This is a genomic window from Streptomyces sp. Edi4 (genome assembly GCF_040253615.1).
GTDB lineage: Bacteria > Actinomycetota > Actinomycetes > Streptomycetales > Streptomycetaceae > Streptomyces.
In genome coordinates, this window is sequence record NZ_JBEJGY010000004.1 from 169,764 (window position 1) to 194,188 (window position 24,425).

23 protein-coding genes are annotated in these 24,425 nt (G+C 69.7%); 14 read left to right on the forward strand and 9 right to left on the reverse strand.

Annotated features, from left to right (window positions below):
• Nucleotides 1–86: 86 nt before the first annotated feature.
• A complete protein-coding gene (locus tag ABR738_RS02810) occupies nt 87–665 on the reverse strand; it encodes a TetR/AcrR family transcriptional regulator (protein ID WP_350228348.1) in 579 nt (192 codons plus the stop codon).
• Nucleotides 666–753: 88 nt separating this feature from the next.
• Here ABR738_RS02810 and ABR738_RS02815 point away from each other — a divergent pair, with 88 nt between their 5' ends.
• Nucleotides 754–1,635, forward strand: a complete 882-nt coding sequence (locus tag ABR738_RS02815; protein ID WP_350228349.1) for an SDR family oxidoreductase — start codon at nt 754–756, stop codon at nt 1,633–1,635.
• A gap of 203 nt (nt 1,636–1,838) precedes the next feature.
• Here ABR738_RS02815 and ABR738_RS02820 read toward each other — a convergent pair whose 3' ends face one another.
• The 5 genes from ABR738_RS02820 to ABR738_RS02840 all read right to left on the reverse strand — a co-directional run bounded on the left by ABR738_RS02820 (nt 1,839) and on the right by ABR738_RS02840 (nt 4,902).
• Entirely contained in the window at nt 1,839–2,120 is a 282-nt protein-coding gene (locus ABR738_RS02820; RefSeq protein WP_350228350.1) for a hypothetical protein, read from the reverse strand.
• Nucleotides 2,121–2,418: 298 nt separating this feature from the next.
• Entirely contained in the window at nt 2,419–2,853 is a 435-nt protein-coding gene (locus ABR738_RS02825) for a VOC family protein (protein ID WP_350228351.1), read from the reverse strand.
• Between the two features lie 70 nt (nt 2,854–2,923).
• On the reverse strand, nt 2,924–3,745 hold the full coding sequence (locus ABR738_RS02830; RefSeq protein ID WP_350228352.1) for an alpha/beta fold hydrolase: 822 nt from the start codon (nt 3,743–3,745) through the stop codon (nt 2,924–2,926).
• Nucleotides 3,746–3,913: 168 nt separating this feature from the next.
• Nucleotides 3,914–4,675, reverse strand: coding sequence for an NmrA family NAD(P)-binding protein (locus ABR738_RS02835; protein ID WP_350228353.1), 762 nt, complete (start codon nt 4,673–4,675; stop codon nt 3,914–3,916).
• Nucleotides 4,645–4,902 (reverse strand): hypothetical protein, encoded by a 258-nt coding sequence (locus tag ABR738_RS02840; protein ID WP_350228354.1) that lies wholly within the window; start codon nt 4,900–4,902, stop codon nt 4,645–4,647. The genes ABR738_RS02835 and ABR738_RS02840 overlap by 31 nt, the downstream gene beginning before the upstream one ends.
• Before the next feature lie 88 nt (nt 4,903–4,990).
• On the opposite strand from ABR738_RS02840, the gene ABR738_RS02845 reads away from it, so the two are divergent.
• Nucleotides 4,991–5,389 carry a winged helix-turn-helix transcriptional regulator gene (locus ABR738_RS02845; protein ID WP_350228355.1) on the forward strand — a complete coding sequence of 133 codons (399 nt, stop codon included), beginning with the start codon at nt 4,991–4,993 and terminating at the stop codon, nt 5,387–5,389.
• A 438-nt stretch (nt 5,390–5,827) separates the two neighbouring features.
• On the forward strand, nt 5,828–6,580 hold the full coding sequence (locus ABR738_RS02850; RefSeq protein WP_350228356.1) for an aspartyl/asparaginyl beta-hydroxylase domain-containing protein: 753 nt from the start codon (nt 5,828–5,830) through the stop codon (nt 6,578–6,580).
• 33 nt (nt 6,581–6,613) lie between these two features.
• Here the strand turns inward: ABR738_RS02850 and ABR738_RS02855 are convergent, their stop codons facing one another.
• Together ABR738_RS02855 and ABR738_RS02860 are read right to left on the reverse strand one after the other, a co-directional pair.
• Entirely contained in the window at nt 6,614–7,141 is a 528-nt protein-coding gene (locus tag ABR738_RS02855; protein ID WP_350228357.1) for a copper chaperone PCu(A)C, read from the reverse strand.
• Complete coding sequence (locus ABR738_RS02860; protein ID WP_350228358.1) at nt 7,138–9,504, reverse strand: heavy metal translocating P-type ATPase; 2,367 nt, start codon at nt 9,502–9,504, stop codon at nt 7,138–7,140. The genes ABR738_RS02855 and ABR738_RS02860 overlap by 4 nt, the downstream gene beginning before the upstream one ends.
• A gap of 776 nt (nt 9,505–10,280) precedes the next feature.
• Between ABR738_RS02860 and ABR738_RS02865 the strand changes: the two genes are divergently transcribed.
• The 11 genes from ABR738_RS02865 (at nt 10,281) to ABR738_RS02915 (ending at nt 23,781) form a co-directional block, all read left to right on the forward strand.
• On the forward strand, nt 10,281–11,684 hold the full coding sequence (locus ABR738_RS02865; protein WP_350228359.1) for an MFS transporter: 1,404 nt from the start codon (nt 10,281–10,283) through the stop codon (nt 11,682–11,684).
• A 121-nt stretch (nt 11,685–11,805) separates the two neighbouring features.
• Nucleotides 11,806–12,870 (forward strand): beta-ketoacyl-ACP synthase III, encoded by a 1,065-nt coding sequence (locus tag ABR738_RS02870; protein ID WP_350234404.1) that lies wholly within the window; start codon nt 11,806–11,808, stop codon nt 12,868–12,870.
• A complete protein-coding gene (locus ABR738_RS02875) occupies nt 12,867–13,103 on the forward strand; it encodes an acyl carrier protein (RefSeq protein WP_350228360.1) in 237 nt (78 codons plus the stop codon). The genes ABR738_RS02870 and ABR738_RS02875 overlap by 4 nt, the downstream gene beginning before the upstream one ends.
• 44 nt (nt 13,104–13,147) lie before the next feature.
• Complete coding sequence (scoE, locus tag ABR738_RS02880) at nt 13,148–14,032, forward strand: (3R)-3-[(carboxymethyl)amino]fatty acid oxygenase/decarboxylase (RefSeq protein WP_350228361.1); 885 nt, start codon at nt 13,148–13,150, stop codon at nt 14,030–14,032.
• 1 nt (nt 14,033) lies between these two features.
• Nucleotides 14,034–14,570, forward strand: coding sequence for a (2E)-enoyl-ACP glycyltransferase (scoD, locus tag ABR738_RS02885; protein WP_350228362.1), 537 nt, complete (start codon nt 14,034–14,036; stop codon nt 14,568–14,570).
• A 119-nt stretch (nt 14,571–14,689) separates the two neighbouring features.
• Nucleotides 14,690–16,285 carry a fatty acid-ACP ligase ScoC gene (scoC, locus tag ABR738_RS02890; RefSeq protein ID WP_350228363.1) on the forward strand — a complete coding sequence of 532 codons (1,596 nt, stop codon included), beginning with the start codon at nt 14,690–14,692 and terminating at the stop codon, nt 16,283–16,285.
• A gap of 41 nt (nt 16,286–16,326) precedes the next feature.
• A complete protein-coding gene (locus tag ABR738_RS02895) occupies nt 16,327–16,584 on the forward strand; it encodes a phosphopantetheine-binding protein (protein ID WP_350228364.1) in 258 nt (85 codons plus the stop codon).
• A complete protein-coding gene (locus ABR738_RS02900; RefSeq protein WP_350228365.1) occupies nt 16,571–20,842 on the forward strand; it encodes a non-ribosomal peptide synthetase in 4,272 nt (1,423 codons plus the stop codon). The genes ABR738_RS02895 and ABR738_RS02900 overlap by 14 nt, the downstream gene beginning before the upstream one ends.
• A 70-nt stretch (nt 20,843–20,912) precedes the next feature.
• The gene (locus tag ABR738_RS02905) at nt 20,913–21,941 is read left to right on the forward strand and encodes an ABC transporter substrate-binding protein (protein ID WP_350228366.1); all 1,029 of its coding nucleotides are present in this window, start codon (nt 20,913–20,915) and stop codon (nt 21,939–21,941) included.
• A 44-nt stretch (nt 21,942–21,985) separates the two neighbouring features.
• Entirely contained in the window at nt 21,986–22,981 is a 996-nt protein-coding gene (locus ABR738_RS02910; RefSeq protein ID WP_502964204.1) for a FecCD family ABC transporter permease, read from the forward strand.
• The gene (locus tag ABR738_RS02915) at nt 22,978–23,781 is read left to right on the forward strand and encodes an ABC transporter ATP-binding protein (RefSeq protein ID WP_350228367.1); all 804 of its coding nucleotides are present in this window, start codon (nt 22,978–22,980) and stop codon (nt 23,779–23,781) included. Before ABR738_RS02910 ends, ABR738_RS02915 begins: the two co-directional genes overlap by 4 nt.
• Here ABR738_RS02915 and ABR738_RS02920 read toward each other — a convergent pair.
• Nucleotides 23,774–24,367 carry a DJ-1/PfpI family protein gene (locus ABR738_RS02920; RefSeq protein ID WP_350228368.1) on the reverse strand — a complete coding sequence of 198 codons (594 nt, stop codon included), beginning with the start codon at nt 24,365–24,367 and terminating at the stop codon, nt 23,774–23,776. The genes ABR738_RS02915 and ABR738_RS02920 overlap by 8 nt on opposite strands.
• Nucleotides 24,368–24,425: the final 58 nt, after the last annotated feature.

Here is a 24,425-nt window from a genome sequence, read left to right on the forward strand (position 1 = left end):
CCAGCCCTCTGACGAAGGGCTGGGCGCTTGGGAGGCAGTCGACGGGCGTCGCAGTGCATGTGGCGCCGACAGCCGGTCGGCATGGGTCAGCCCAGCGATGCCGTTGCCGCACGCAGGTCTTCCAGGGCTGCCAGTGCGTGTGGCGCGAGCCCTTCTGTGTCATCACGATCGCTTTCAGACCACTGGGCGTATCCCCGCTTGAACGCGAGGACTCCCAGCTCGCCCGCGAGGTGCGCGGTCGGGTCGGGGACGCCGCGGGCGATGAGCGCGGCTGTCATGGCGGCCGCGAGACCGATGCTCTTGAGGGCGTCGCGCTCTTGCAGTTCGGTGTTGGCTGCCACGGCTGCTCTGAGGCGGGGGCCGAGTTCGCGGTTTGTCGGTCCCATGGCGCTCGATGCGCGTTCGAGGCCGGCTGCTACCGCCTGGAGCGGGCTGGCGCCGGCGGGGGCCTCGGTAATGCCATCGGCGAGCAGCCTGCTGAGCGTCTCCTGGCCGGCGACCAGTAGCTCGCGTTTGTCGGAGAAGTGCCGGAAGAAGGTGCTCTTGGTGACGCCGGCGCGCTCGGCGATCTGCGCCACCGTGGTGGCGTCGTACCCCTGCTCGGTGAACAGGTCGACGGCCGCAACGACGAGTCGTTGGGTCGCCCCGGGTTGCCATCTAGCCATGAGACCAGGATAGGCGATGGGACCCCTGTCCCGTCACCGTGTAGGGTCAGTGATGGGACAATGGTCCCATCACTTTGAGGGAGAGCTCATGCATGTCTTCGTCACCGGCGGTACCGGCACCATCGGCTCCGCCGTCGTCGCCGAACTCCTCGGCAACGGCCACACCGTTCTCTCACTGGCTCGCTCGGACGGCTCCGCGCAGGTCCTTGAAAGCGCTGGGGCCAAGGTGCTGCGAGGAGACCTGGCGGACCTCGACGTCCTGCGGTCCGGCGCAGCGCAGTGCGACGGCGTGATCAGTCTGGCGTTCGGACGCGACTACAGCAGTCCGGACGCTCTCGCGCGGTCCATCACCGAGGAGAGCGCCGCTCTCGCCACGCTGGGGCAGGAACTCATCGGAAGCGACCGTCCGATCGTCACGGTCTCCGGGACGCCCTGGGTGCGGGGGCGCGCCTCCACCGAGGCCGACCCGCTGCCGACCGATGGACCGGTGGGTGGTCGGGGCCGTTCGGTCAACGCACTGCTGGACCTCGCCTCGCGCGGTGTGCGCAGCACGGCCGTTCGCATGCCGCGCACGGTCCACAACCAGGGCCAGGGCGGATTCGCCGGCCTGTTGACCGATCAAGCGCGCCGTACCGGGGTGGCCGGCTACCCGGGCGACGGCACCCAGCGCTGGCCGGCCGTGCACGCGCTCGACGCAGCCGTCCTGTTCCGGCTGGCCCTTGAGTCCGCACCGGCCGGGACAGCCTGGCACGCCGTCGGCGACGAGGGCGACGCGGTGCGGGACATCGCCACAGTCATCGGCCGGCGACTGGGCCTGCCGGTCCAGGAGGTTGCGCAGGAGAACTTCGGCCCGTTCGGCCCGATCTTCGCCATGGACCAGCCGGCATCCAGCGCCCACACCCGCGACGCCCTCGGCTGGCAGCCGGCCCACTCCAGCCTCCTCGAGGACCTGGAAACCATTCAGCCCTGACGCACACGGGTTCCGAGGCACCGGACGGGACCGGCCCAATGGCTCACTGGCAATGGGCCAGTACACCCGGTATCGGGACACTCCCCTTCGCCGCGAGCGACTACCTGCTGAGCGGATCCCTCAACAGTTGACTTCGCGGTTCCTCAGGACGAGGCGCGTCCGTTGGCGAGGACGCGGTTGGCGGTCCTCTGGCCAGGGGTGGGCTAGTGGGTGCGGGTGGCGTGGAAACCGGTGACGATCACGGGCTCGAGTACGTCGTTGCCCAGCCCGCGGAAGTCCAGGTCCGCCAGTGCCCCGAGGCCGACGGCGCGCAGATGGGCCAGGAGGTGGTCATGGCGGGCGGCGGTGTTGTCGTGGTGCGGCCGGGCTGGGCGGCGGATATCCAGATCAGGGGCCCCGCTATTCGGCCAGGGCGAGGAAGTGCGGGCAGTGCCGATGGTGTCAGCCGGAGTAGTTGCGCCGGTCGGCCTGTCCCGGTGCGGCACTGGGTGGCGATGAGGGTGCCGTCGATCAGGACCACCTCCCGGCCCTGCCGGGCGACCCTCGTCGTTACGCGCCCAGCGCGATCGGGCCGACGAGAAGCACCCGGCTGTCCCACACCTGATCGACCTGGCTCGCGTCCTGCGCGCTCAGGAAGCACCTGGCCGCGGCGGACCGGCGCATCGCGCTGCCGGCAGGCCCAGCGTCGCGGCCCGAAGCGATCGGCGCGGCGCTCGTCCGCCGTCTTCGGCCGACGCGGCCCACGGGCAGGCGGCCTCGCCGCCTCCCCGTGCCCCAGCGCGCTCAGTCGACACAGAACTCGTTGCCCTCGATGTCCAGCATCGGGATGCACGACTCATTCACGCCGTCGGCATACAGCGTTTGCACATGGGTCGCGCCCAGCGCGACCAGTCGCTCGCACTCCGCTTCCAGCGCGGCGAGGCGCGCGTCTCCCACGAGCCCCGTGCCGACCCGGACATCGAGATGCACCCGGTTCTTGGCGGTCTTGCCTTCGGGGACGCGCTGGAAGTACAGGCGCGGCCCCTCACCCGTGGGGTCGCTGCACGCGAACCAGGATCCGCGCTCCGCGGGAGGCAGGGTCTGGTTGTAGTCGTCCCAGGTGCTGAACCCCTCCGGTGGAGCAGGGGCGACGTAGCCCAATACCTCACACCAGAAACGCGCGACGCGCTCCGGGTCGGCGCAGTCGAAGGTGACTTGGAACTTCTTGATCGTCGACATCGGCGCACCGTACCGCGTACCCGGAGGTTCCCGCCGCTCAATTTCCCCTCGGATCCAACCGGCATGCGTCTCATCCAAGGGCGCCCCCTTGGACGAGATGGGCCGTGAGCCGGCTCGGTGCGTCTTCCTGGAGGAGGTGGCCCGCCCCGTCGATCCAGTGCAGTTCGGCGTGGGGGACGCGCGCGTGCAGCCACTCGGCGTACTCGGGGGGCAGGATGCGGTCCTCGCGGCCCCAGATGATGCGTACCGGCAGCGTCATCGTTCCCAGCAGCTTCTCGTACGCGGCGGTGTCGGCCTGCCTGATCTGGCTGTACTGGCGGTAGAACGCCGCTTGCCCGTCGGCGCCCCGCCACGGTGCGAGATACGCGTCGAGGACTTCCGGACGGAGCCCCACGCGCGTGGCGTGCCGGATGTGACTGGCGACCAGGGCTTCATGAGCGTAGTCCGGGAGCTGATGGAAGACGTCCGCGTGCTCCAGGATGAGCTGGAAGAGGCCGCGCTCCCACTCACCGCCGCTCACGGCGTCGAACAAGGTCAGGTCCCGGTAGCTCCGCTTTTCCAGCAGCAGCGTCCGCAGGGCCACGGCGCCGCCGATGTCGTGGGCGACCACACTGGGGCAAGGCAGCTCCCAGTGGTCGAGAAGCCGGGCGAAGTTTCCCGCGTGCGCCGCCAGGCTCAGGTCCTGGCCCTCGCGCTGGTCGGACTGCCCGAAGCCGAGATGGTCGAAGACGTAGACCCGGCGGGTTCGGGCGAGTGCTGGAGCGATGTCCCGCCAGAGGAAGGAGGAGTACGGGGTGCCGTGGACCAGCACGACAGGATCTCCGGCGCCGAGGGCCTTCCACCGCACCGTCCCCTCGGGTGTCTCGAATTCCTCGTCCAGTGTCCAGTTCATCCTCGATCTCCTTTCACACCCCCGAGCTCATCACCCTCACATGTGTGTGACGTGGAACCCCTGCCCGATCCGTCGGCATTCATCTCCGGTGAAGCGGGTCGGGTCGGGTCGGATTGCGGCAACCGAGGCCGGATGCCGGATGCCGGATGCCGAGAAGGATGGTGGGTCTCATCCCTTCCAGCCGGTGTGACGCAGCCAGTCCTCGAAGGTCATCAGCCCGGGGTGCAGTCGGCGCAGAAGGTTGATGTCGCGGTCCTGGGTGTAGACATCACGGTCGGCGAAAAACTGGAACATCGCGGCGTAGTCGTGGCTGAACTCGGCTACCGCCGCATGCAGCTCGGCGTGCGGCATCGGGAGGTAGGTGCTGGGGACTCCCGTGACATGGGCGAAGGTCGCGGCGATCTCGTCGCCGGTGAGGCTGTCGCCGATCACCGCGAGGTCCCGGGCGCCCCAGGACTGCCGGTGGACGAACATGTGGCAGGCGAACCAGGCGATGTCGTCCAGCGCCACGAGGGGATAACGGGCGGCACCGAGAGGGAGTTTGAAGGTCAGGCCGCCGCGTCCGTCGGGACGGGGGGTGAGACGGTCCCGCAGGTTTTCGAAGTACGGCGCAGTGGTCAGGACGGAGACATGGTTGGTGTACCAGCCGTCGGCCTCCTTGCGGAGCATTTCCTCCGACCGCATCAGATCGATGTGCGCGGCGACGGCGGCCTTGCTGTCGAAGTGCGGGACGGGGTGGCCCGTCAGGGACACCGCGTTGTCCAGTGACGACCAGATGAAACGGTCCACGCCGACCCGTTCCGCCGCAGCCAGCAGGCGCAGCCCCTGCCGGTACTCCTCCACGGCGCTGCCCGTCGCGAAGAAGTCGGTGTTGGCGAATACGCACTCGGCCTCCCCCATCAGCTCCTCCAGGTCCTCCAGGTCCCCCAATGCCTCCCGGGCTTCCAAGGGCTCACGGCCCTCCCGGGCCTCACGGGCCTGGTGGTGACGCCGTAATCCACCCAGGAGGTGCTGTGCGTGTCGTCGACGCCGGACAGCGGCCACGCCGCCGCCATCGGCGCGTAGGCGGGCCGGTGCCCCGGCGACCACAGCTCCAACGCGACGGTGACCAGGGCGGCGACCTTCCGCCCGCCCGGCCAGGCGGTCTCTTCCCTCATCCGCTTCCCCTCCTCGGCAGCTTCCGTCATGGACGCTAGTGAGGAAGTGGGTACCTCCGGGTTCCTGGCCTCCGGTTACCGTCGAGGCATGCGTGAGTACTCCGGCAGCGTCTTCCTCGCGGACTGTCCCGCGCGGCTGGCCATCGAGATCATCGCCGACAAATGGGCGGTGGTCGTGCTGTTCGCGCTGAGCCGGAAGCCGTGCAGACACGGCGAGTTGATCGATCTGATCGGCGCGGTGTCGCGCAAGGTGCTGACTCAGACACTGCGGCGGTTGCAGGGGTACGGCCTGGTCGAGCGCCGCGCCGTTGCCGGGAAGGCCGAGTACGTCCTGACCGACCTGGGCCGCACGCTGGTGAAACCGATCGCTGTGCTCACGGAGTGGGCCCATGAGCACGGGGCGGCGGTGGCGGACTTCCAGGAAAGCGCGGCGAATGAGGGCGTGCCGGACCTGCGGCAGGGTCCTGGGCGGACTGTCGGACAGTGAAGGCGTGAACCGGGACACCGGACACCACCACGCGCCGTCCGCAGGCGTTTCGGGCATCCGCCGCGGCCTGTGCCAGTCGGCCCTCGGTCCGGCGCCGAGAAGCGGTCGCGGCTCTCAAAGGGTTGAGATCTGCGGGGCCGAGTAGGAAAATCGCGTCTCCCCCGCCATAGCGATCCCACTCGAACTCAACTGGTCGAACTCAACTGTCAACGCACGCCATTCCCTTGAGGGAGTCGGCCCACACCGCCCCCCAGTTCCCGGCGACAGTCGAATTTCCGAAGCACCGGAAGCACTACCGGCGCATCGCACCACGCGCACCGTCTGCCGTGCCCCCGAACCAGCCACACCGTGCCCCTTCCTCGGAGACGGGATGGGTGCGTCCTCGGTAGCCTCCACACCGTATGCGGAGACTGTGAAGCTCGACATCGTGGAGATTTTATGACCCCGGAGATAGACGTAGCCTTCGCCGCCATCAAGGGCGAGTACGGAACGGATTCGATCGCCCGGGTTGAGCAGATGCTGGCGGCGGGAAAGGGGGATCGCCATCCTCTGCAGAAGGGAGCCAAGTGGATTTTACCGGGAGTTTCCCAGCAGGCCTGGCACGATCCATACAGCCACCCCGAGTTGGCACCGGTGGTACGCGCCTTGGAGGCGAACCACGCGACGATAAGAGAGGAGTTGGAGGCCGCCTGGGGTGCCCGGCGGGACGCGTTCTCGGATTACGAGCACTACCTCACGCGCCAGACGGACTGGCAGGCTCTCTATCTCTTCCGCAAGGGTGGCTTGGTGGAGGAGGCGGCCGGCACGGTGCCGACCGCCTTCCAGGTGCTGAAGGAGCAGGCGGTCGACACGGGGAAGCTCTGTCCCCTGCTGGAGTCCCACTTCTCGACCCTGCTGCCCGGCGCGGCCATCGCTCCCCACTGTGACCTGTGGAACTTCAGCATCAACCTGCACCTGGCGGTCGACATCCCCGAGGGATGCGGCATCACGGTCGCGGGCGAGACGCGGTCGTGGGAGGAAGGCAAGTGCCTGCTCTTCGACTACTCCTTCGAGCACGAGGCGTGGAACAAAGGCACGCGTCCACGTACGTGCCTGCTGGTCGACCTGTGGCACCCGGAGACCACCGTCCCCGAGCGGAAGGCCCTCGTCGCCGCCGTCACCGAGATCCGCAAGCTGATGGGTGAAGGGTGACTCCGAGGGGAACGCGAGGGCCGCTCTTCCTCGTCACGACCGCACCGGCACGGTCACCGTCTCCACGCTCACCCGGCCGGAGTCACGGAAGAACAGGTCGAAGCGGACCGTGTCCCCCGCCTTCAGCTCCGGCGGATCCGCGACCATGACGTCGACGCCGTAGGGGGTCATCCGCACGCTGCTTCGGGCCGGGATCGTGAGGCTGCCCAACGGTTCCATGTATCCCGCTCCGTCCTTCGTGACCCGTCGGCCCAGCATGACCGCGCCGAGCTGCGGCGAGGAGACGGACGTCAGCACGTCGCCGGTGGCCCCGGTGTTGCTGATGTCGAAGAAGGCGGCCGTGTTCTCGGAGTTGGGCGGCACGAAGATGCGGGCGTTACTGACGCTGATCCTTGCCGGCGCGTCACCCGCCGCACCCGTCGTCGTATAGGCCGTCAGAAGCAACAGGGCCGTCACGCACGTGACCACAGGTACCAGAGCGGCGCCGAGCGCGCCGGCCGTCATACGGCGCCAGGGCGGCGAGGAGTGTTCGGCCGGGCCGGCGGAAGGGGGGGAACTCATCGAATGTCCTCCAGGGGCGAGGTGGCGACGCCGTCCGCCGCGGACGGTGGTGTCGGACCGCCCTTGCCGGCGGAGGCGGGCGCCGAGCGGTAGCGGTGTCCGGGTGGCGCATAGGCGCGCAGCCGCAAGCTGTTGGCGACCACCAGGACGGAACTGGCGGACATCGCCACGGCCGCGAACATCGGGTTGAGCCAGCCGGTGGCGGCCAGCGGCACAGTGACGAGGTTGTAGCCGAAGGCCCAGATGAGGTTGGCGCGGATGGTGCTCAGGGTCTTGCGCGTGAGGTGGACGGCCGCGACCACGGCCTGCATGTCCTCACGTACGAGGGTGATGTCGGCGGCGCCGATCGCCGCGTCGGTGCCGCCTCCCATGGCGATGCCCAGGTCGGCAGAGGCCAGCGCGGCCGCGTCATTGACGCCGTCGCCGATGACCGCCACCCGGCGCCCCTCGTCGCGGAGTCGGGCCACTATGGCGGACTTGCCCTCCGGGGTGACCTCGGCGTGCACCTTGTCGATACGGACCTGCTCGGCCACGGCACGGGCGGCGGCCGGTCCGTCGCCGGTCACCAGGATGGGCTCGATGCCCAGTTTGCGCAGGTGCCGTACGGCGGAGTAGCTGGAGGGCCGCAAGGTGTCGCCGACCGACAGGACACCGACTGGGCGACCGTCCCTCTCGACCACCACGGCTGTGCGAGCGGCGGCGTGCGCGTCATCCACAGCCCGTTGCAGCGCCTCCGGGAGTGCGGCGTCGGGTCGTGGGCGGCCCACGGCGACCTCGTGGCCGTCGACCCGGCCTCGGACACCGAGTCCGGGAACGGCACGGAAGCCGGCCACCGGGGGCAGCCGGCCGGCGTCCGCGGCCTGGCGGGCAGCGGCGGCGATGGCTCGACCGATGGGATGCTCGGAGCCGTGCTCGACCGCCCCCGCCAGGCGGAGGATCTTGCCCACGTCTTCCCCGGCCACCACCGTCGTGCCGCCGAGGGACATGCGTCCGGTGGTGAGGGTGCCGGTCTTGTCGAAGACGACGGTGTCGATGTGCCGCAGCCGTTCCAGCGCTTCGGGGCCGCGAAGCAGGACGCCGAGCTGCGCGCCGCGCCCGGTCGCGGCCATGAAGGCGGTCGGGGTGGCCAGGCCGAGTGCGCAGGGACACGCGACGACCAGGACGGCGACCGCCGCGGTCACGGCGGCAGAAGGATCCGCCCCGGCGCCGAGCCAGAACCCCAGTACCGTGCAGGCCACGGTCACGATCGCGGGTACGAAGACCCCCGCGACGGCGTCGGCCAGTCGCTGGATGCGTGCTTTTCCGGCCTGCGCGTCGCTCACCAGCTGGGTGATCCGTGCGAGTTGTGTGTCGGCGCCGACCGCGGTGGCCCGGACCACAAGCAGCCCGCCGGCGTTGACCGCGCCGCCCACCACGGCCGAGTCCGGCCCGACCTCCACCGGCACGCTCTCACCAGTCACCAGGGACAGGTCAAGAGCGGAGCTGCCGTCGGTGACCACACCGTCCGTGGCGACCTTCTCACCCGGTCGTACCAGGAACTCCTGGCCGACCCGGAGCGCCGAGACCGGGACCCGCCGGCCCTGGTCACCCTCGCGCAACTCGACGTCCTTGGCGCCGATTTCGGCGAGCGCGCGCAGCGCCGATCCGGTTCCCCGCTTGGCACGTTCCTCCAGGTAGCGGCCGGCCAGCACGAACAGCGGCACGCTCACGGCCGCTTCCAGGTACAGATGCGCGCTCCCGCCGCCGGCCTCGGGCACCGGACTGAACGCCATGCGCATGCCCGGCTGGCCCGCGCCGCCGAAGTACAGGGCGTACGCGGACCAGGCGAACGAGGCGAACACGCCGAGGGAGATCAACGTGTCCATGGTCGCCGTGGCGTGCCGCAGCCCCTTCATGGCCCGCTCGTGGAACGGCCTCGCGCTCCAGCACACCACCGGAACAGCCAGGTTGAAGCACAGCCACTGCCAGTAGGTGAACTGGAGGAACGGCACCATGGAGAGCAGGAGCACGGGCAGCGCGAGCAACGCCGTGATCAGCAGACGGCCCCCGTCAGTGACGCCCGCGCGAGCCTTCGGCTGCTCGCCTGCCGCGCCCGCGTGCTGCTCGTTGGCGGGTGGCGGCGGAAGTTCGGCCGTGTAACCGGCGCTCTCCACCACGGAGATCAACTGCGCGGCGGTCACCGAGGCGGGGTGGGAGACACGGGCCCGTCCTGTCGCCAGGTTGACGGTTGCCGTCACCCCCTGGACGCGGCCCAGCTTCTTCTCGACTCGGCCCACGCACGCGGCGCATGTCATGCCGCCGACCAGCAGGTCGGTGGTCGCACCGGGCTCGGCGGCCGTCTCATGCCGTTCGGGAGTGCTCATCGGCTCCCCCGGACTTCACGGTCGACCGGTCCGAGGCCACGCATGCCCGGCATACCGGGCCCCTCGGAATCCCCGGACGCAGGCACGGTGCGGTGCATGCCAGGGGCCACCGGACCCGCCATGCGTCCCACGGCATAGGACACGGCCGTCAATGACACGAGCAGCACGACGAACGCCCATAAGACCGGGGGGACGAAAAAAACACGCTTCGACTTCTCCATGCGTCCATACGGTAGGGGGGTACCCGACCAATGACCCGGCCGGGGTGTGTGACAAAAAACTTGGCTGTTGTCGGGAACCGGAGGACTCCGCCACCCGACTCTCTATAATTGGGCATCCCCAGCCGTTTCGAAATATCGAGCTCCGGATCGCCCTGAACGATATCGCCGGTGGAGGGTCAACTCGATTGCCAGGGCGCTGAAATCAGCCATCCATGCCACGTCAAGATTCGTCCGAGAGGGCTGGAACCAGCAGTCGCTGTCAGCCGACTTGTCGAATAGGGAGCCCGTCCTCTGCTCCGCGCACACGCACCGGCACCATCCATCGGTGTCGCGATCCGCATGCCCACCTGGCATGTTCCACAACCGGCTGCCCGGACACCCGTCTCGAATGTTCGACCTTCAATGAAGAAGTGAACGATTCTTGCAACCCGCTCGCAAGCCAGTCCGAAAACGAGGGGCGAGAGCTTGTGGCTGGCGACGGATGTGAGCCACGATCCCGGGGTGAGCCGCCGTCCTGTTTCAGGGGGACGGATTCTTAGGGGGAATCGTTCCGCAATGCCTGCAGTGAATTCGCCATCTGCTCCGTCCCGTCAGCGCCTCGGGTTGCCGCTCCTGGTCCTGGCCGCCGCGCAACTGGTCATCTCACTCGACTACAACATCGTGTACGTCGCTCTTCCCAGCATCGGCAGCACGCTGGGCTTCTCGGGACAGGATCTGCAATGGGTGGTCAGCGCCTACGTGGTGACGACCGCCGGGTTCCTGCTGCTCGGCGGCCGAGCCACGGACCTGCTGGGGCGGCGCAGGGTCTTCATCGCGGCCGCGCTGGTGTACGCGCTCTCCTCCCTGGTGGGCGGGCTTTCGGAGTCCCCAGGCGTCTTGGTCGCGGTGCGCGCGGTCCAAGGCATAGGCGGTTCGCTCCTGTTCCCCGCCGCTCTCTCCCTCATCAACACCCTGTACGAGGAAGGCCCCCGCCGTAACCGGGCGCTGGCCGCGTGGGGCGCCGCCGGGGCCGGCGGGCTCTGCTTCGGATCGCTGCTGGGCGGCGTGCTCGTCGACGCCTTCGGCTGGCCCGCGGTGTTCCTCGTCAACGTCCCGCTGGCCGGGGCCATCGCCTTGGCCGGAACGTTCCTCTTCCCCGCGGACGCTGCCCTGACCCGGCAGCGGGACTTCGACCTGCCGGGCGCACTGACCGCCACGGCGGGCATCACGCTGCTCGTCTTCGTCCTGATCCATGCGCCGGAAGCCGGGTGGAGCAGCCGGGGCGTCCTCATCTGCGCGGCTCTCTCGGTGATCTCGCTGTCCCTGTTCGTCCTGGTCGAGACCCGCAGCCGCGCCCCGCTGACGCCGGGGCACTTGTTCCGCCATCGCGGTCTGCTCGGCGCCATGGCGCTGACCGCGCTGTTCAGCGCCACGTTCAGCTCGCTGCCGTACTTCTTGACCCTCTACTTCCAGACGGTGCACGGCTACAGTGCGATGGCCACCGGGGCCGCGTTCCTCGTTCCGGCGCTCGTCGTGGCCGCCGGGACGAAAGCCGGCGAGAGAGCCGTGGCCGCGCTGGGTGTGCGGCTCATGCTGCTGGCCGGCATGGCGACCGGCGCGGTCGGCGCCCTGCTGCTCGCCGTCGCGTTCAGCGCGGACGGTTCCTACGCGCGTCTGCTGCCCGGGATCGTGCTGCTCGGCCTCGGACAGGGCGCCACCTGGACGGGCATGTGGATAGCGGCCGCCACCGGCGTGCCGGACCAGGACCAGGGCATCGCGTCGGGCCTGGCCTCGACCACCCTCCAGATCGGCAGCGCCGTGGGCCTTGCCGTCCTGGTGGCTGTCGCCGGCACGGGCAGCCACGACCTGACGGCCGCCGGTCTGCTGGACGGAGTTCGTGGCGCCGCATATGTGATCGCGGCCGGAATCGGTCTCGGCGCTGTGGCTCTGCTGCCCTTTCCACGGCGTGCGGACGTCTGAGCGCGCCCGCTTCCCCTCTCTCTCCTACAACCGTTCCTTACCCGTCACCCCAGACATCCCTTCACGCATGCCGGGAGACCCAGGAGCTCTTGTGTCCAGCACTCTCGACCGACCCCTCAGCCTGCCCGCACCTGCCACCGCCTCACCGCGCGATCGTGCTGCCATTCTGTGCGGGCTCGCAGGCTGGCTCCCGCCACGTGTCGTGACCAACCAGGAGCTCTCCGAACGGCTCGACACCACCGACACCTGGATCCGCTCCCGTACCGGAATCAGCCGCCGCCACTTCGCCGAACCCGGCCAGGCCACCTCCGACTTGGCCGCGGAGGCAGGCCGGCGAGCCCTGCGGTCCGCGGGTGTGGACGCCGTGGACGCCGTCGTCGTCGCCACCACGACCCCGGACCGTTCCTGCCCGGCGACCGCCCCCCTCGTGGCCGACCGTCTCGGCCTGACCGGAGCAGCGGCGTTCGACATCAGCGCCGTATGCACCGGGTTCGTCTACGGGCTGGCCACGGCCGCCGGCCTCATCGCGGCCCGGGTGGCCGAACGCGTCCTGCTGATCGGCGCGGACACCTACTCCACGATCGTCGACCCGGACGACCGGACCAACGCGATCATCTTCGGTGACGGCGCAGGTGCGGTCGTCCTGCGCGCCGGCCACGCCGGTGAACCCGGCGCCGTCGGCCACTTCGACCTCGGCAGCGACGGCGCGGGCGAGGAACTGATCATGGTGGCGGCGGGCGGTTCACGGCAGCGCTCGGCCTCCGCCCCCACCGCCGCACAGGACCACTACTTCGCCATGCGCGGCAAGGAGGTCTTCCGGCACGCGGTCACCCGCATGACGGCCTCAGCCCGCACGACGCTGACGCTCGCCGACAGCAAGCCCGACGACATCGACCACCTCGTCCCCCACCAGGCCAACCTGCGCATCCTGCGCTCGGTGGCGGAGGACCTCGGAGTGCCCCCGCAACGACTGGTGACCAACGTCGAGTCGGTGGGCAACACCGGCGCCGCGTCCATCCCGCTCGCCCTGGCCGACGCGGCCGCCCAGCACACCATCCACGCGGGCGAACGCGTGCTGCTCACCGCCTTCGGCGGCGGGCTCACCTGGGGGTCCTGCCTCCTGACCTGGCCCGCTCTCACCCGGACCGACCACCCGCACGACACAGGAGGAACGCAGGAGCCATGACCACCACCTACGACCAACTGGTCGACATCGTCACCAAACTGCACGACGCGCCGCGCGACCGGATCAACCCCGATGCCACCTTCGCCCAGTTGGACGTCGATTCTCTGACGATGGTCGAGATCAGCATGCGCATCGAGCGTGAACTCGGCGTCCACATCGACGACAACGAGCTCGAGGAAGACCTCACACTCGGCGCGACCACCGAGCTCATCGACGCCAAGCTCGCCCAGTAGCCCCGCTCACCACCGCCATCAGTTCCCTACCGAGAGCAGGAATCATGCAGATCGAGGAAGTCATGGGCACGGACATCGGCGTCACGGTCGACGGGTTCGACTACGCGGCCGCCGGCGCCGAGGACATCGACGCCGTCAAGGCGGCCGTCTACACCAAGAAGATCGTTGTCCTGAAGAACCAACACCTGGCGCCCCGGCAGTTCCTGGAACTCGGCCGGCGCTTCGGCCGTCCCGAGACGTACTACGAGCCGATGTACAAACACCCCGAGGTCGAGGAGATATTCGTCTCCTCCAACGTGCCCGAGGACGGCAAGCAGATCGGCGTGCCGAAAACCGGGAAGTTCTGGCACGCCGACTACCAGTTCATGCCGGACCCCTTCGGTCTGACGTTCATCTACCCGCAGGTCGTTCCCGAGAAGAACCGGGGGACCTACTTCATCGACATGGGCAAGGCGTACGGACGGCTTCCCGAGGACCTGAAGAAGGAGGTCGCGGACACCTTCTCCCGGCACTCGGTGCGCAAGTACTTCAAGATCCGGCCCTCGGACGTCTACCGGCCGATCTCCGAGATCATCGAAGAGGTCGACACGAAGACCCCGCCGGTCGTCAAGCCCAGCACGTTCATCCACCCCATGACCGGCGAGACGGTCCTGTACATCAGCGAGGGCTTCACCGTCGGCATGGAGGACGGGGACGGCGAACCGCTGGAGGGCGACCTGCTCCAGCGCCTCTTCGAAGCGACCGGCCAGCTCGACGACACCTTCGAGCACCCCAACATCCACCTCCAGACCTTCGAGAAGGGCGACCTCCTGGTCTGGGACAACCGCAGCTTGATCCACCGCGCCCGGCACACCACCACCCCGGAGCCAACCGTCTCCTTCCGGGTGACCGTGCACGACACGCACAAGCTCTACGACAGGGCTGTTTGAGATGCGGGCGCCCCTCCAGCACAGCCCGCCCGCTCAGGACTACGCCAACGACGACGAGCTGCTGCCACAGGTTCTGCGGCCGTACAAGGCGCACTGCAAGTACCTGCGGTCGGCAGCGGTGAGCACCCGGTCCAGCCTCGTGTCCGCACGCTGCGAACTGGCCATCCCGGAGTCCTGCTACATCGACGACACCGGCCATCTCAACGCCGTCGAAGTCAACATCAGCTACAACCAGATGATGTATTACACCGTCGCGAAGGCGGTGAAAGAGGGACTTCTTGAGGAGTTCGCCGGCTGGACCCTTGACGACTACTGGCGCCATCAGCTGCCGGACATCCTGATCGCCCGCTTCAGCGGCAGCTTCCGGCGCCCCATCAACGCCCGTTCCTTCTTCGGTGAGATCGAGTTCTTGTCCGTGGAGCGGCGCTCGCCGGGCGGAGAACCGCTGCTCGTCGCCGAGACCGCCTACCGGTACTGGGACGACAGAGGCGGGCGCTGCGACGGCAGCGTGAAACTCGCCTTCGTCAACGCCCCGTAGACGCGCGGCGGTTCATCACCGCGTGCCGCCGCCGCGTCCGGCGGCGGCACGCCCCCCGGCAGACCGACCCGGCAGACCGACCCGGCAGACCGAGAGCAGCACGAGAGGCAGACCCGACCATGGCCGACCCGTCCGCGCCCGGGACACCCGGCGAACGGCTGCACCACCCTCAGCTCAAGACCCTCGTCGATACGGCACGTTTCCACGCCGCGCACAGTCCACTGGTCACCGCTGTCACGTGCGAGAACCGCGACCTCACGTACGCCGAACTGCACCGGGAGAGCAGCCGCACGGCCCATGCCATCCGCGGCGCCGGCGCGGCGCCAGGGGCTCGCGTCGCCTATCTGGGCAAGGAGTCCGAGCACTACTACGAGATCCTGTTCGGATGCGCCAAGAGCGAGACCGTCCTCGTGCCGATCAACTGGCGGCTGACCGCCCCCGAGGTCAGCCATATCCTCCAGGACTCGGGAACTGAACTCCTTTTCCTGGAAGAGGAGTTCGCCCCCGTCCTTGAGCGGCTGCCTGATACCGCGTTGCCGAAGACGGTGGTCAGGCTGGGCACGCAGGACGGCTTCGTCGCCTGGAAGGCGGACCACCCGGACACCGAACCCGCCTCCTCGCCCACCCCCGACACACCTGTCGCGCAGCTCTACACGAGTGGGACCACCGGCCTGCCCAAGGGCGTCGTCCTGGCCCACCGGAGCTTCTTCGCCATCCGCGACGCCCTGGCGAACGGCCAACTCGACTGGATCGACTGGCGAGTCGGCGACGTAGCCCTGGTGGGCATCCCCGGATTCCACGTCGGCGGCCTGTGGTGGGCCACCCAGAACTTCAACGCCGGCGTCACCGTGGTCGCGATGCGCGCCTTCGTCCCCCGTGAGGCGATCGACCTCATCCGTGACAAGGGCGTCACCACCGCCTGCGTGGTCCCGGCCATGCTGCGCATGATGCTGGCCGAGCCCGGCGTGCGGCCGGAAGACTTCAGCACGCTCCGCAAGATCGTCTATGGCGGCTCGCCGATCTCCGAGGCTCTCCTCGAGGAGAGCCTGGCCATGTTCGGCAGCGAGTTCGCCCAGATCTACGGCCTGACCGAGACCGGCAACACCGCCGTGTGCCTGCCGCCCGCCGACCACGTCCCCGGCCACCGCCGCATGAAGGCCGCGGGCCACCCGTATCCGGGGGTCGCCAGCCGGGTCATCGACGGGGACGGCAAGGAACTGCCGCCGGGTGCCGTCGGTGAGATCTGCCTGGCCACGCCGGCGCACATGGTCGAGTACTGGGGGCTGCCCGGCAAGACCGCCGAGACCCTGGTCGACGGCTGGATCCACACCGGCGACGCCGGATACGTCGACGACGACGGTTACGTCTTCATTCAGGACCGCATCAAGGACGCGATCCTCGTCGCGGGCGAGAACGTCTACCCCGCCGAGATCGAGAACGCCCTGGAGCGCCACCCCGAAGTGGCCGAGGCGGTGATCGTGGGCGCTCCGGACGAACGGTGGGGCGAGAAGGTCCACGCCTTCGTCGTGCCCGTGGCCGGGCAGGAACCCTCCCCACGGGATCTGCACAGGTTCCTCGTGGACCGTCTGGCCGCCTTCAAGCTGCCCGCCGCCTACGAGTTCATCGAGCACGTCCCGCGCAACCCCAGCGGCAAGATCCTGCGCCGGGAGCTGCGTGACCGCTTCTGGAGCGACGCCGACCGCAAGGTCAACTGACCGGCACCCGCCACCCCGTGCGGCTACCAAGAGAGAACACCATGCCTGAGCCCCTGACGCTGGACGCCTTCCGAGCGGATCTGGCGGAGTTCCTGCACCAGCGACCCGACGAGGTCGACCTGGAAGAAAACCCCCTGGACGTCGGCCTGGACTCGCTGCGCATCACCACCCTCGCCGAGCGCTGGCGCGGCGCCGGCGCGGAGGTGAGCTTCGTCGAGCTCGCCGAACGCACCTCCTTCGGCCAGTGGTGGCAGCTGCTGTCCGAACGCCAGGCGGGAGCGGCGCATGCCGATGCCTGACCCGCACGCCGAGTGCCACCCCCTCCTCACCGCCCAGGAGGGCATCTGGACCGGCCATCACCTCGATCCGGGCAGCCCCGCGTACAACACCGCCGAATATGTGCACATCCACGGCCCGGTGGATCCGGCCGTCTTCGAGAAGGCGCTGCGTCACGCAGTGGCGGAGGCCGAGGCCCTGAACGTCCGCTTCGTCACCGACGAGACGGGCCGGCCCTGGCAGGTGAGCGTCCCCGGCATCGAGTGGGAACCGCACATCGCCGACCTGACCACCGCCGCCGACCCGCACCAGGCGGCCCTGGCGTGGATGGCCCAGGACATCGCCCGCCCCCTCGACCTGGAACGCGACCCGGTCTTCGGACACGCCTTGTTGCGCACGGCCCCCGACGCGTTCCTCTGGTATCACCGCGTCCACCACATCGCACTCGACGGATTCGGTCTGTCCCTGGTCGCGCACCGCGTGGCGCAGGTGTACACCGCTCTGGTGGGGGACGCCCCGCTGGACGAGAGCGGCTTCGGCACTCTGGAGTCGGTCCGGCAGGAGGAGACGGCCTACCGCGCCTCGGAGCGTTTCGCCACGAACCGCGCCTACTGGACGCGGCGCTTCGCCGACCGCCCGGCGGTCCCCAGCCTCACCGACCAACAGGCGCTGCCCGCCCGCGATTTCCTGCGGCGGGTCGAAGACCTGGATCCCGCCGAGACACAACGCCTGCGTGCCGTCGCGGACGACTTGTCGGTGACCTGGTCCGATCTCCTGCTCGCGGTCACCGCCGCCTACATCCACCGGGTCAGCGGCGCCCCCGAGGTCGTGCTCAGCGTGCCGTCCATGGGCCGCCTCGGTTCGGTGTCCCTGCGCGTGCCCTGCATGGTGCGCAACATCCTGCCCCTGCGCCTCGCGGTGGACGAGCAGGACGGCCTTCGGGCGCTGTCCGCCAAGGTGGCAGCGGAGCTCCGGGCCAGCCGCCCGCACCAGCGGTACCGCTACGAACAGCTGCGGCGGGATGTGAAGCTGGTCGGCGGCGCGCGACGGCTGTCAGGACCGGGCGTGAACATCATGCCCTTCGAGTACGACCTCCGGTTCGGGGGCCACCGCAGCACGGTCCACAACATCTCCGCGGGGCCCGTCGACGACCTCGCGGTCAACGTGTACGACCGCGCCGAGGGCGCCGGCCTGCGCATCGCCGTCGATGCCAACCCCGACCTCTACGACATGGCGGACCTGGCCACGCACCAGCAGGGCCTGCTGACGTTGCTGCGCGAGGCACTGTCCGCGCCGGACCGTGCGCTCGGCCGGCCCGCGTACACCATCGTGGACGGCGGCCCGCTGCCCGGCCCGGCCCGATCGGTGCTGAGCCGCATAGCCGACCATGCCGGCAGGCGCGGTGGCTCCACCGCCGTCGAGCACGATGGGCTGAGCATCACCTACGCGAAGTTGTTCGGTTCCGCGCGGCAGCTCGCGCGCCGCCTCTCGGCCCGGGGTGTGGGTCCCGGCGCGGTGGCGGCCGTCGCCCTGCCGCGCGGCATCGACGCCGTCACGGCGATCCTCGCCGTGCTGATGTCGGGCGCCGCGTACTGCCCGCTCGATCCCGAGGCGCCGGAGTCGAGGACGCACGCACTTCTGGACAGCGCGCAGCCCGCGCTCGTCCTCACCGACAGCGCGCACGCCGATGGCTGCGCGGGCCGGCCGACCCTTGTGCTGGACGCCCTCGAAGACGCCGCCGAGGCGCCCCTCGCCCCGGCCGCAACGGCGAACGCTCCGGCCTATCTCATCCACACCTCGGGCTCCACCGGCCGGCCGAAGGGCGTGGAGATCAGCCACGGCGCACTCGCCACCTTCGTCGCGGGCGCCGCGCACCGCTACGGTCTGCGCCGCGAGGACCGCGTCCTGCAGTTCGCGCCCCTGCACTTCGACGCCAGTGTCGAGGAGGTCTTCCTCACCCTGTGCACCGGAGCCACCCTCGTCATCCGCACCCGCGAGATGACCGAATCGATGCCCCAGTTCTCACGCGCCGTCCACCGCCTGCGCATCAGCGTCCTCGACCTTCCCACGGCCTACTGGCACGAACTGGCCTACGCCGTCTCCACCGGCACCACCACGCTGCCCGACGGGGTGCGGACCGTCATCATCGGCGGAGAGGCCGCGCTGCCCGAACGCGTCGCCCGCTGGCGGAACGCGGTCGGCACATCCGTCCAGCTGTTCAACACCTATGGCCCCACCGAGGCGACGGTCGTGGCCACCGTCGCCGCACTCCACGACAGCCCCGCGGACACCGGCGACGTGCCGATCGGCGTTCCGCTGCCCGGCATGCGCACCGCCATCGTCAAAGGCGAGCTCTACCTCCTGGGTGACGCACTTGCGTCGGGCTACCGTGGCGCGGACGCCTCGGACGACGCCCGGTTCGCGCCGCTTCCCCAACTGCCGGGCGCGCCAAGGGCGTTCCGCACGGGCGACCTGGTGCGCCTCGGTGACGACGGACAACTGCGGTTCCTGGGACGGTCGGACGACGAATTCAAGATCAGTGGGCATCGTGTCCACCCCTCGGAGGTCGAGGCCGCCCTGCTGGCTCAGCCGCACATCCGGGAGGCGGCCGTCGTCGGGCAGGTGCTGCCGGACGGGACACGCCGGCTCGCCGCCCACGTCGTCGCGGAAGGTCCCCGGCCCACCGCCGCCCAGGTGCGAGAAGGGCTGCGGAAGGTCCTGCCCCCTGCGATGGTGCCCTCCGCCGTGGAGTTCACCGAGCGGCTGCCCCGCACCAGCACAGGAAAGATCGACAGGACCGCTCTGCGTACGGTCGTGGAGGAGCGGGCTGTTCCGGCCGAGGACGGGGACGGCCTGGTGACGGCCATCACCCGTATCTGGGCCCAGGTTCTGGGTCTTGAGCGCATGACACCCGAGGACGACTTCTTCGACCTCGGCGCCCAGTCGCTCCAAGCCATCCAGGTCGCCAACCGGCTCGGTGTCGAGCTGGGACGGGAGGTCCGCGTCGCCTGGCTCTTCGAGCACCCGACGGCCGCCGGCCTCGCACACCGTCTGGAGCACCGCGCGGACGCACCGGCCGCCGCGTCCACGTCGCCGGGGGCGGTGTTGCCGGGGAGGGTCCTGGCCGACGCCGTCCTGGACGACGACATCCGGCCCGGCGGCTCGCGCCGTACGGCCGGCCCACCCCGCACCATCGTGCTCACCGGCGCCACCGGGTTCGTCGGCCCCCACCTGCTGGCCGAACTGCTGAGTACCACCGACGCCGAGATCGTCTGTCCGGTCCGGGCCGCCACCCCCGAGGAGGCCGCCGACCGCGTCCGTAGGGCCCTGGCCGCTCAGGAGATCCCGCTTCCCGCAGGGGGCGAACGCATCACCGCGGTCCCGGCCGATCTCGCCCGCCCCCATCTGGGCCTCGGCGCCGACCGGTTCGCCGAACTGGCCGAGACCTGCGACGCCATCATCCACAACGCGGCGACGGTCAGCATCATGCGCGAGTACGCCAGCCTGCGCGCCGCCAACACCGAAGCGACCCGTCAGCTGCTGCGGATGGCGTCCGCGCGCTCGATCCCGGTACATCTGGTGTCGACGCTGTCCGTCGCCCCGCCCCGCAGCCGGAGCCCCGAAGTACCAGAGGCGTTCTTCCCGCCGCACCCGGGGCTGGTCAGCGGCTACCAGCAGTCCAAGTGGGCATCCGAACGCCTTTTGGAGCAGGCGGCCGAACGCGGCCTGCCGGTCACCCTGCACCGCCTGGGCCGCGTGACGGGAGCACCGGAGACCGGCCAGGTGAACCGGCGCGACTTCCTGTGGAGCGTCCTGGCCTCCGGCATACCCGCCGGCATCGTGCCCGAGCTGTTCGACGCCGAGGTGTGGACCCCCGCCGACTACGTCGCCCGCGCCGTCGTTCGGCTGGCCCTGACCGCCGCGCCCGGCACGGTCTACAACCACGCCCCTGTCGCCCCCGTACGCCTGGCCGACGTGTACGACTGGGTGCAGGAGTACGGCTACGCCGTCAAGCAGATCCCTCTGTCGCGGTGGCGCGTGGAGCTGCCCCGTTCGGCGGACGTGGCGGCGACGACCGGAGCGTTCTTCGATTCCCTGGATGCCGGCGAAGACGCCGAGCCGGAGCTCGCGCTGGGGCGCGTTCTGGCGGACAACGTGCTGCGCGGGCTCGAGGGCACCGGCATCACGTGCCCTGAGGCCGATCGGGCACTGGTGTTCCGGTATCTGGACCACTGTGTGAAAACCGGAACCCTGGCGCCCCCCGAACGACGGAAGGACTGACCTGCCGGGAACTCGGACGCACCTCGCACCGACTACTTGATTGGAGCACTTCCCGTCCCAAGGAGATCGTGTGCAGACGAAACGGCCCGCTGCCGTGGCCCTGGCCGGCGCCCTGTGTCTGGCCGCCACGGCATGCGGGGCCTCGCCGTCCCCGACGGCCAAGGCCGCCGCGGGCACGAGCGCCCCCGGCTATCCGGTCACTCTCAAGAACTGCGGAGCAACGACCACCTACACGAAGGCGCCCAGTCGGGTGGTCGTCATGAACGGCGCCTCCGTCGCCGAGGTCTCCTCTCTGCTGGCGCTGGGGCTCGGTGACCGCATCGTGGCGAACCAGCAGTCCTACGGCCGCTCCGAGGTCCCGGGCCGGGCCGCGGCCATCAAGGAGCTGCCCACCGGCCACATCACACTCAACGACGCCTACGACATCCCCCGCGAGGCGATGCTCGGCCTGGCTCCGGACCTGGTGCTGTCCACCACGTCGTACGGCTTCGACGCCAAGAACGGCTTCGCGACCCGTGCCGACCTCACGACGGTCGGCGCCAACTCCTATATTTCTCCGGGGGGTTGTGACCAGGACACCTCCCACATGACCATCGACGACAGCTATCAACTCCTGCGCGACCTGGGGAAGATCTTCAACGTCGGCGGGCGTGCCGAAAAGCTCATCACCGAGTCACGAGAGCGGATCAGCGGCATCTCGGCCAAGGTGAAGAGTGAGAAGAAGCCCAACGTCATGGTGGTGTTCTCCAACATGAGCATGGGCGGCAACGACTTCAGCTCCATCGCGGCCCACGGCATCTGGAACGACATCCTGGACAAGGCGGGCGCCAACAATGCCTTCGCCTCCACCTCAAAGAGCACCTTCGCCGACCTGAGCAAGGAGAAGGTCGCCGCCGAGCAGGTGGATGCCCTCGTGGTGATCAGCTACAACGACCCGAACCCCGAGGCGTACGCCCGCAAACTGCTCAAGGAGTTCCCCCAGTGGCCGGCCGCGAAGAACGAGCGCTCCCTCGTGCTGTCCGATTCGATCTACCTCGGGCCCAGCAACGACCTCGCCGTGGAGAAGATCGCCAAGTTGCTGCACCCGAACGCCTCCTGACCCGCCCGGGCCGCCGCGGGCGGCCCAACCCCGTCCTCGTGCTGCTGGTGCTGCTTGCCGTGCTCCTGGGCGCCATGATCGTGGCCATCGGCATCGGCGCGGTGACCGTGCCCACGGGTGAGGTGTGGCGGATCATCTGGCACCATCTCACCGGCGGCGGGACGGTCGCGGATCCCGCCATGGACCAGATCGTCTGGAACTTCCGTACGCCACGCGTCGTGCTGGCCGCGCTCGTCGGCGCCGGACTGGCCGTCACCGGTGTGGTCCTTCAGGCCGTCGTCGCCAACCCGCTGGCCGACCCGTATGTGCTGGGCGTCTCCTCCGGTGCCTCGCTGGGCGCGGTGCTCGTCATCACGCTCACCAGCGGCGCGCTGGGCGGGCTCGGCGTGTCCTCCGCCGCCTTCCTCGGCGCCGCGGCGGCCGCGGCCCTGGTCTTCCTCCTCGGCCGCAAGCAAGGTCGCCTGGCGCCCACCCGCCTGGTGCTCTCCGGGGTCGCTGTGGGCTACCTGTTCCTGGCCGCCACCAGCTACCTACAGCTGCGGGCCACCCCGACCGAGCTGCGCACGGTCATGTTCTGGATGCTGGGCAGCGTCGCCGGCGCACAGTGGGGACAGCTTCCCGCGGTCGCCACCGTCGTCCTCACCACCACGGTGGTCCTGACCCTCTTCGGCCGGCGGCTCAACGCGCTGCTCGTCGGTGACGAGTCCGCCACCGCCCTCGGCGTCGACGTGCACCGCCTGCGCGCCGTCCTGCTGGTGCTGTCCTCGCTGGTGACCGGCACGGTCATCGCCGTCGCCGGCGGGATTGGCTTCGTCGGTCTGATGATCCCCCACCTGGTGCGCCTCACGACCGGCGCCGACCACCGCAGACTGCTCCCCCAGGCCGCTCTGGTCGGCGCCATCTACCTGGTCGTCGTCGACCTGCTCTCGCGCACCGTCAACCGCCCCAACGAACTGCCTCTCGGTATCCTCACCGCCCTGTTCGGGGCCCCCTTCTTCCTGTGGCTGCTGCGCCGCAACAAAAGCCTGGACACCGCATGAAGCTCACCGTCGAACAAATCCACGTCGAACTCGGCCACCGCCCGATCCTCCACGACGTGAACCTGGAGGCGCAGCCCGGAGACATCGTCGGTCTCATCGGGCCCAACGGCAGCGGCAAGTCCACGCTGCTGCGCACCATTTACCGCTCCCTGCGGCCCCACCACGGCGTGGTGCGGGTGGACGGCGACGACGTGTGGACCCTGTCCGCGCGCGGCGCCGCCCGCCGCACCGCCGCCGTCCTCCAGGACGCCGGCGGCAGTCCGGCCGGCATGTGCGTCACCGAGATCGTCGCTCTCGGACGCACCCCGCACCACGGGCTGGTCGGCCGTGACAGCGTCGAGGACCGCGAGGCCGTGGAAGACGCACTCGACCTGTGCGGCATCCGCCACATGGCCGAACGCGATGTCTCCTGCCTGTCCGGCGGCGAGCGTCAGCGCGTGCTCCTGGCCCGCGCGCTCGCTCAACGCCCACGGCTCCTTGTCCTGGACGAGCTCACCAACCACCTCGACATCCGCGCCCGCTTCGAAGTTCTCGACCTCATCAGGGCGACCGGCATCACGACCCTCGCCGTCCTGCACGACCTCGATCTGGCCGCTCGTCTGTGCGACCACCTGGTGGCACTTGACTCCGGTCAGGTGGTGGCCGCAGGCCCGGTCCTGGACGTACTGACCTCCCCTCTGCTGCGTGAGGTGTTCGGCGTGGCCGCCACCGCGGACCGCCACGCCGACGGCGTCGTCCGCATCACCTACGCGGCTCAGCCCCTCGCCCTTGAGCGGCTGACGGAGGCCGAAATCAGCTGACGGGCCGTTCGTACTGCATTCCCTGGCGGACCAGGGCCGCCGCCTGCGCGCCGCCCAGCCGCTCCACCAAGTGCAAGGCCATGTCGATCCCGGCGGACACGCCCGCACTGGTGACGATGTCACCGTCGTCGACATACCGGTCGCGGGCACGGACGTCGACGGTGTCGTCGATGCCCGCCAGTGTCGCGGCGAAGTCCCGGTGCGTGGTCGCGGGGCGCCCCTTCAGGAGCCCGGCCGCCGCCAGCGTGAGCGAGCCGGTGCACACGCTCGCCAGCAGCACTCCCTGGTCGTGCAACTGCCTCAGCCAGTCCAGATGGGCGGTGTCCTTCCCGAGCACACGTGTGCCGTCACCGCCCGGGTGGATCAGTACGTCGAGTGCGGGGGCCGTGGCGAGGTCGTGATCCACGCCCAGCCGAAGCCCCTTGGCGCAGCGCACCGCCCCCTCCCCGCGTCCGATCGTGACCAGTCGGACGGGGGCCGTGGCGACGTGCGCGGCCCAGAAGCCGAAAACCTCCCACGGTCCGACTACATCAAGTTCCTCGGCGTCCTCGAACACGAAGACACCGACGGTCAGAGAAGTCCCCATGCCGACGAGCTCACCCACTCTCCCTGCGGGCCGACCCGTCAGGACCCCGACCGGTCGT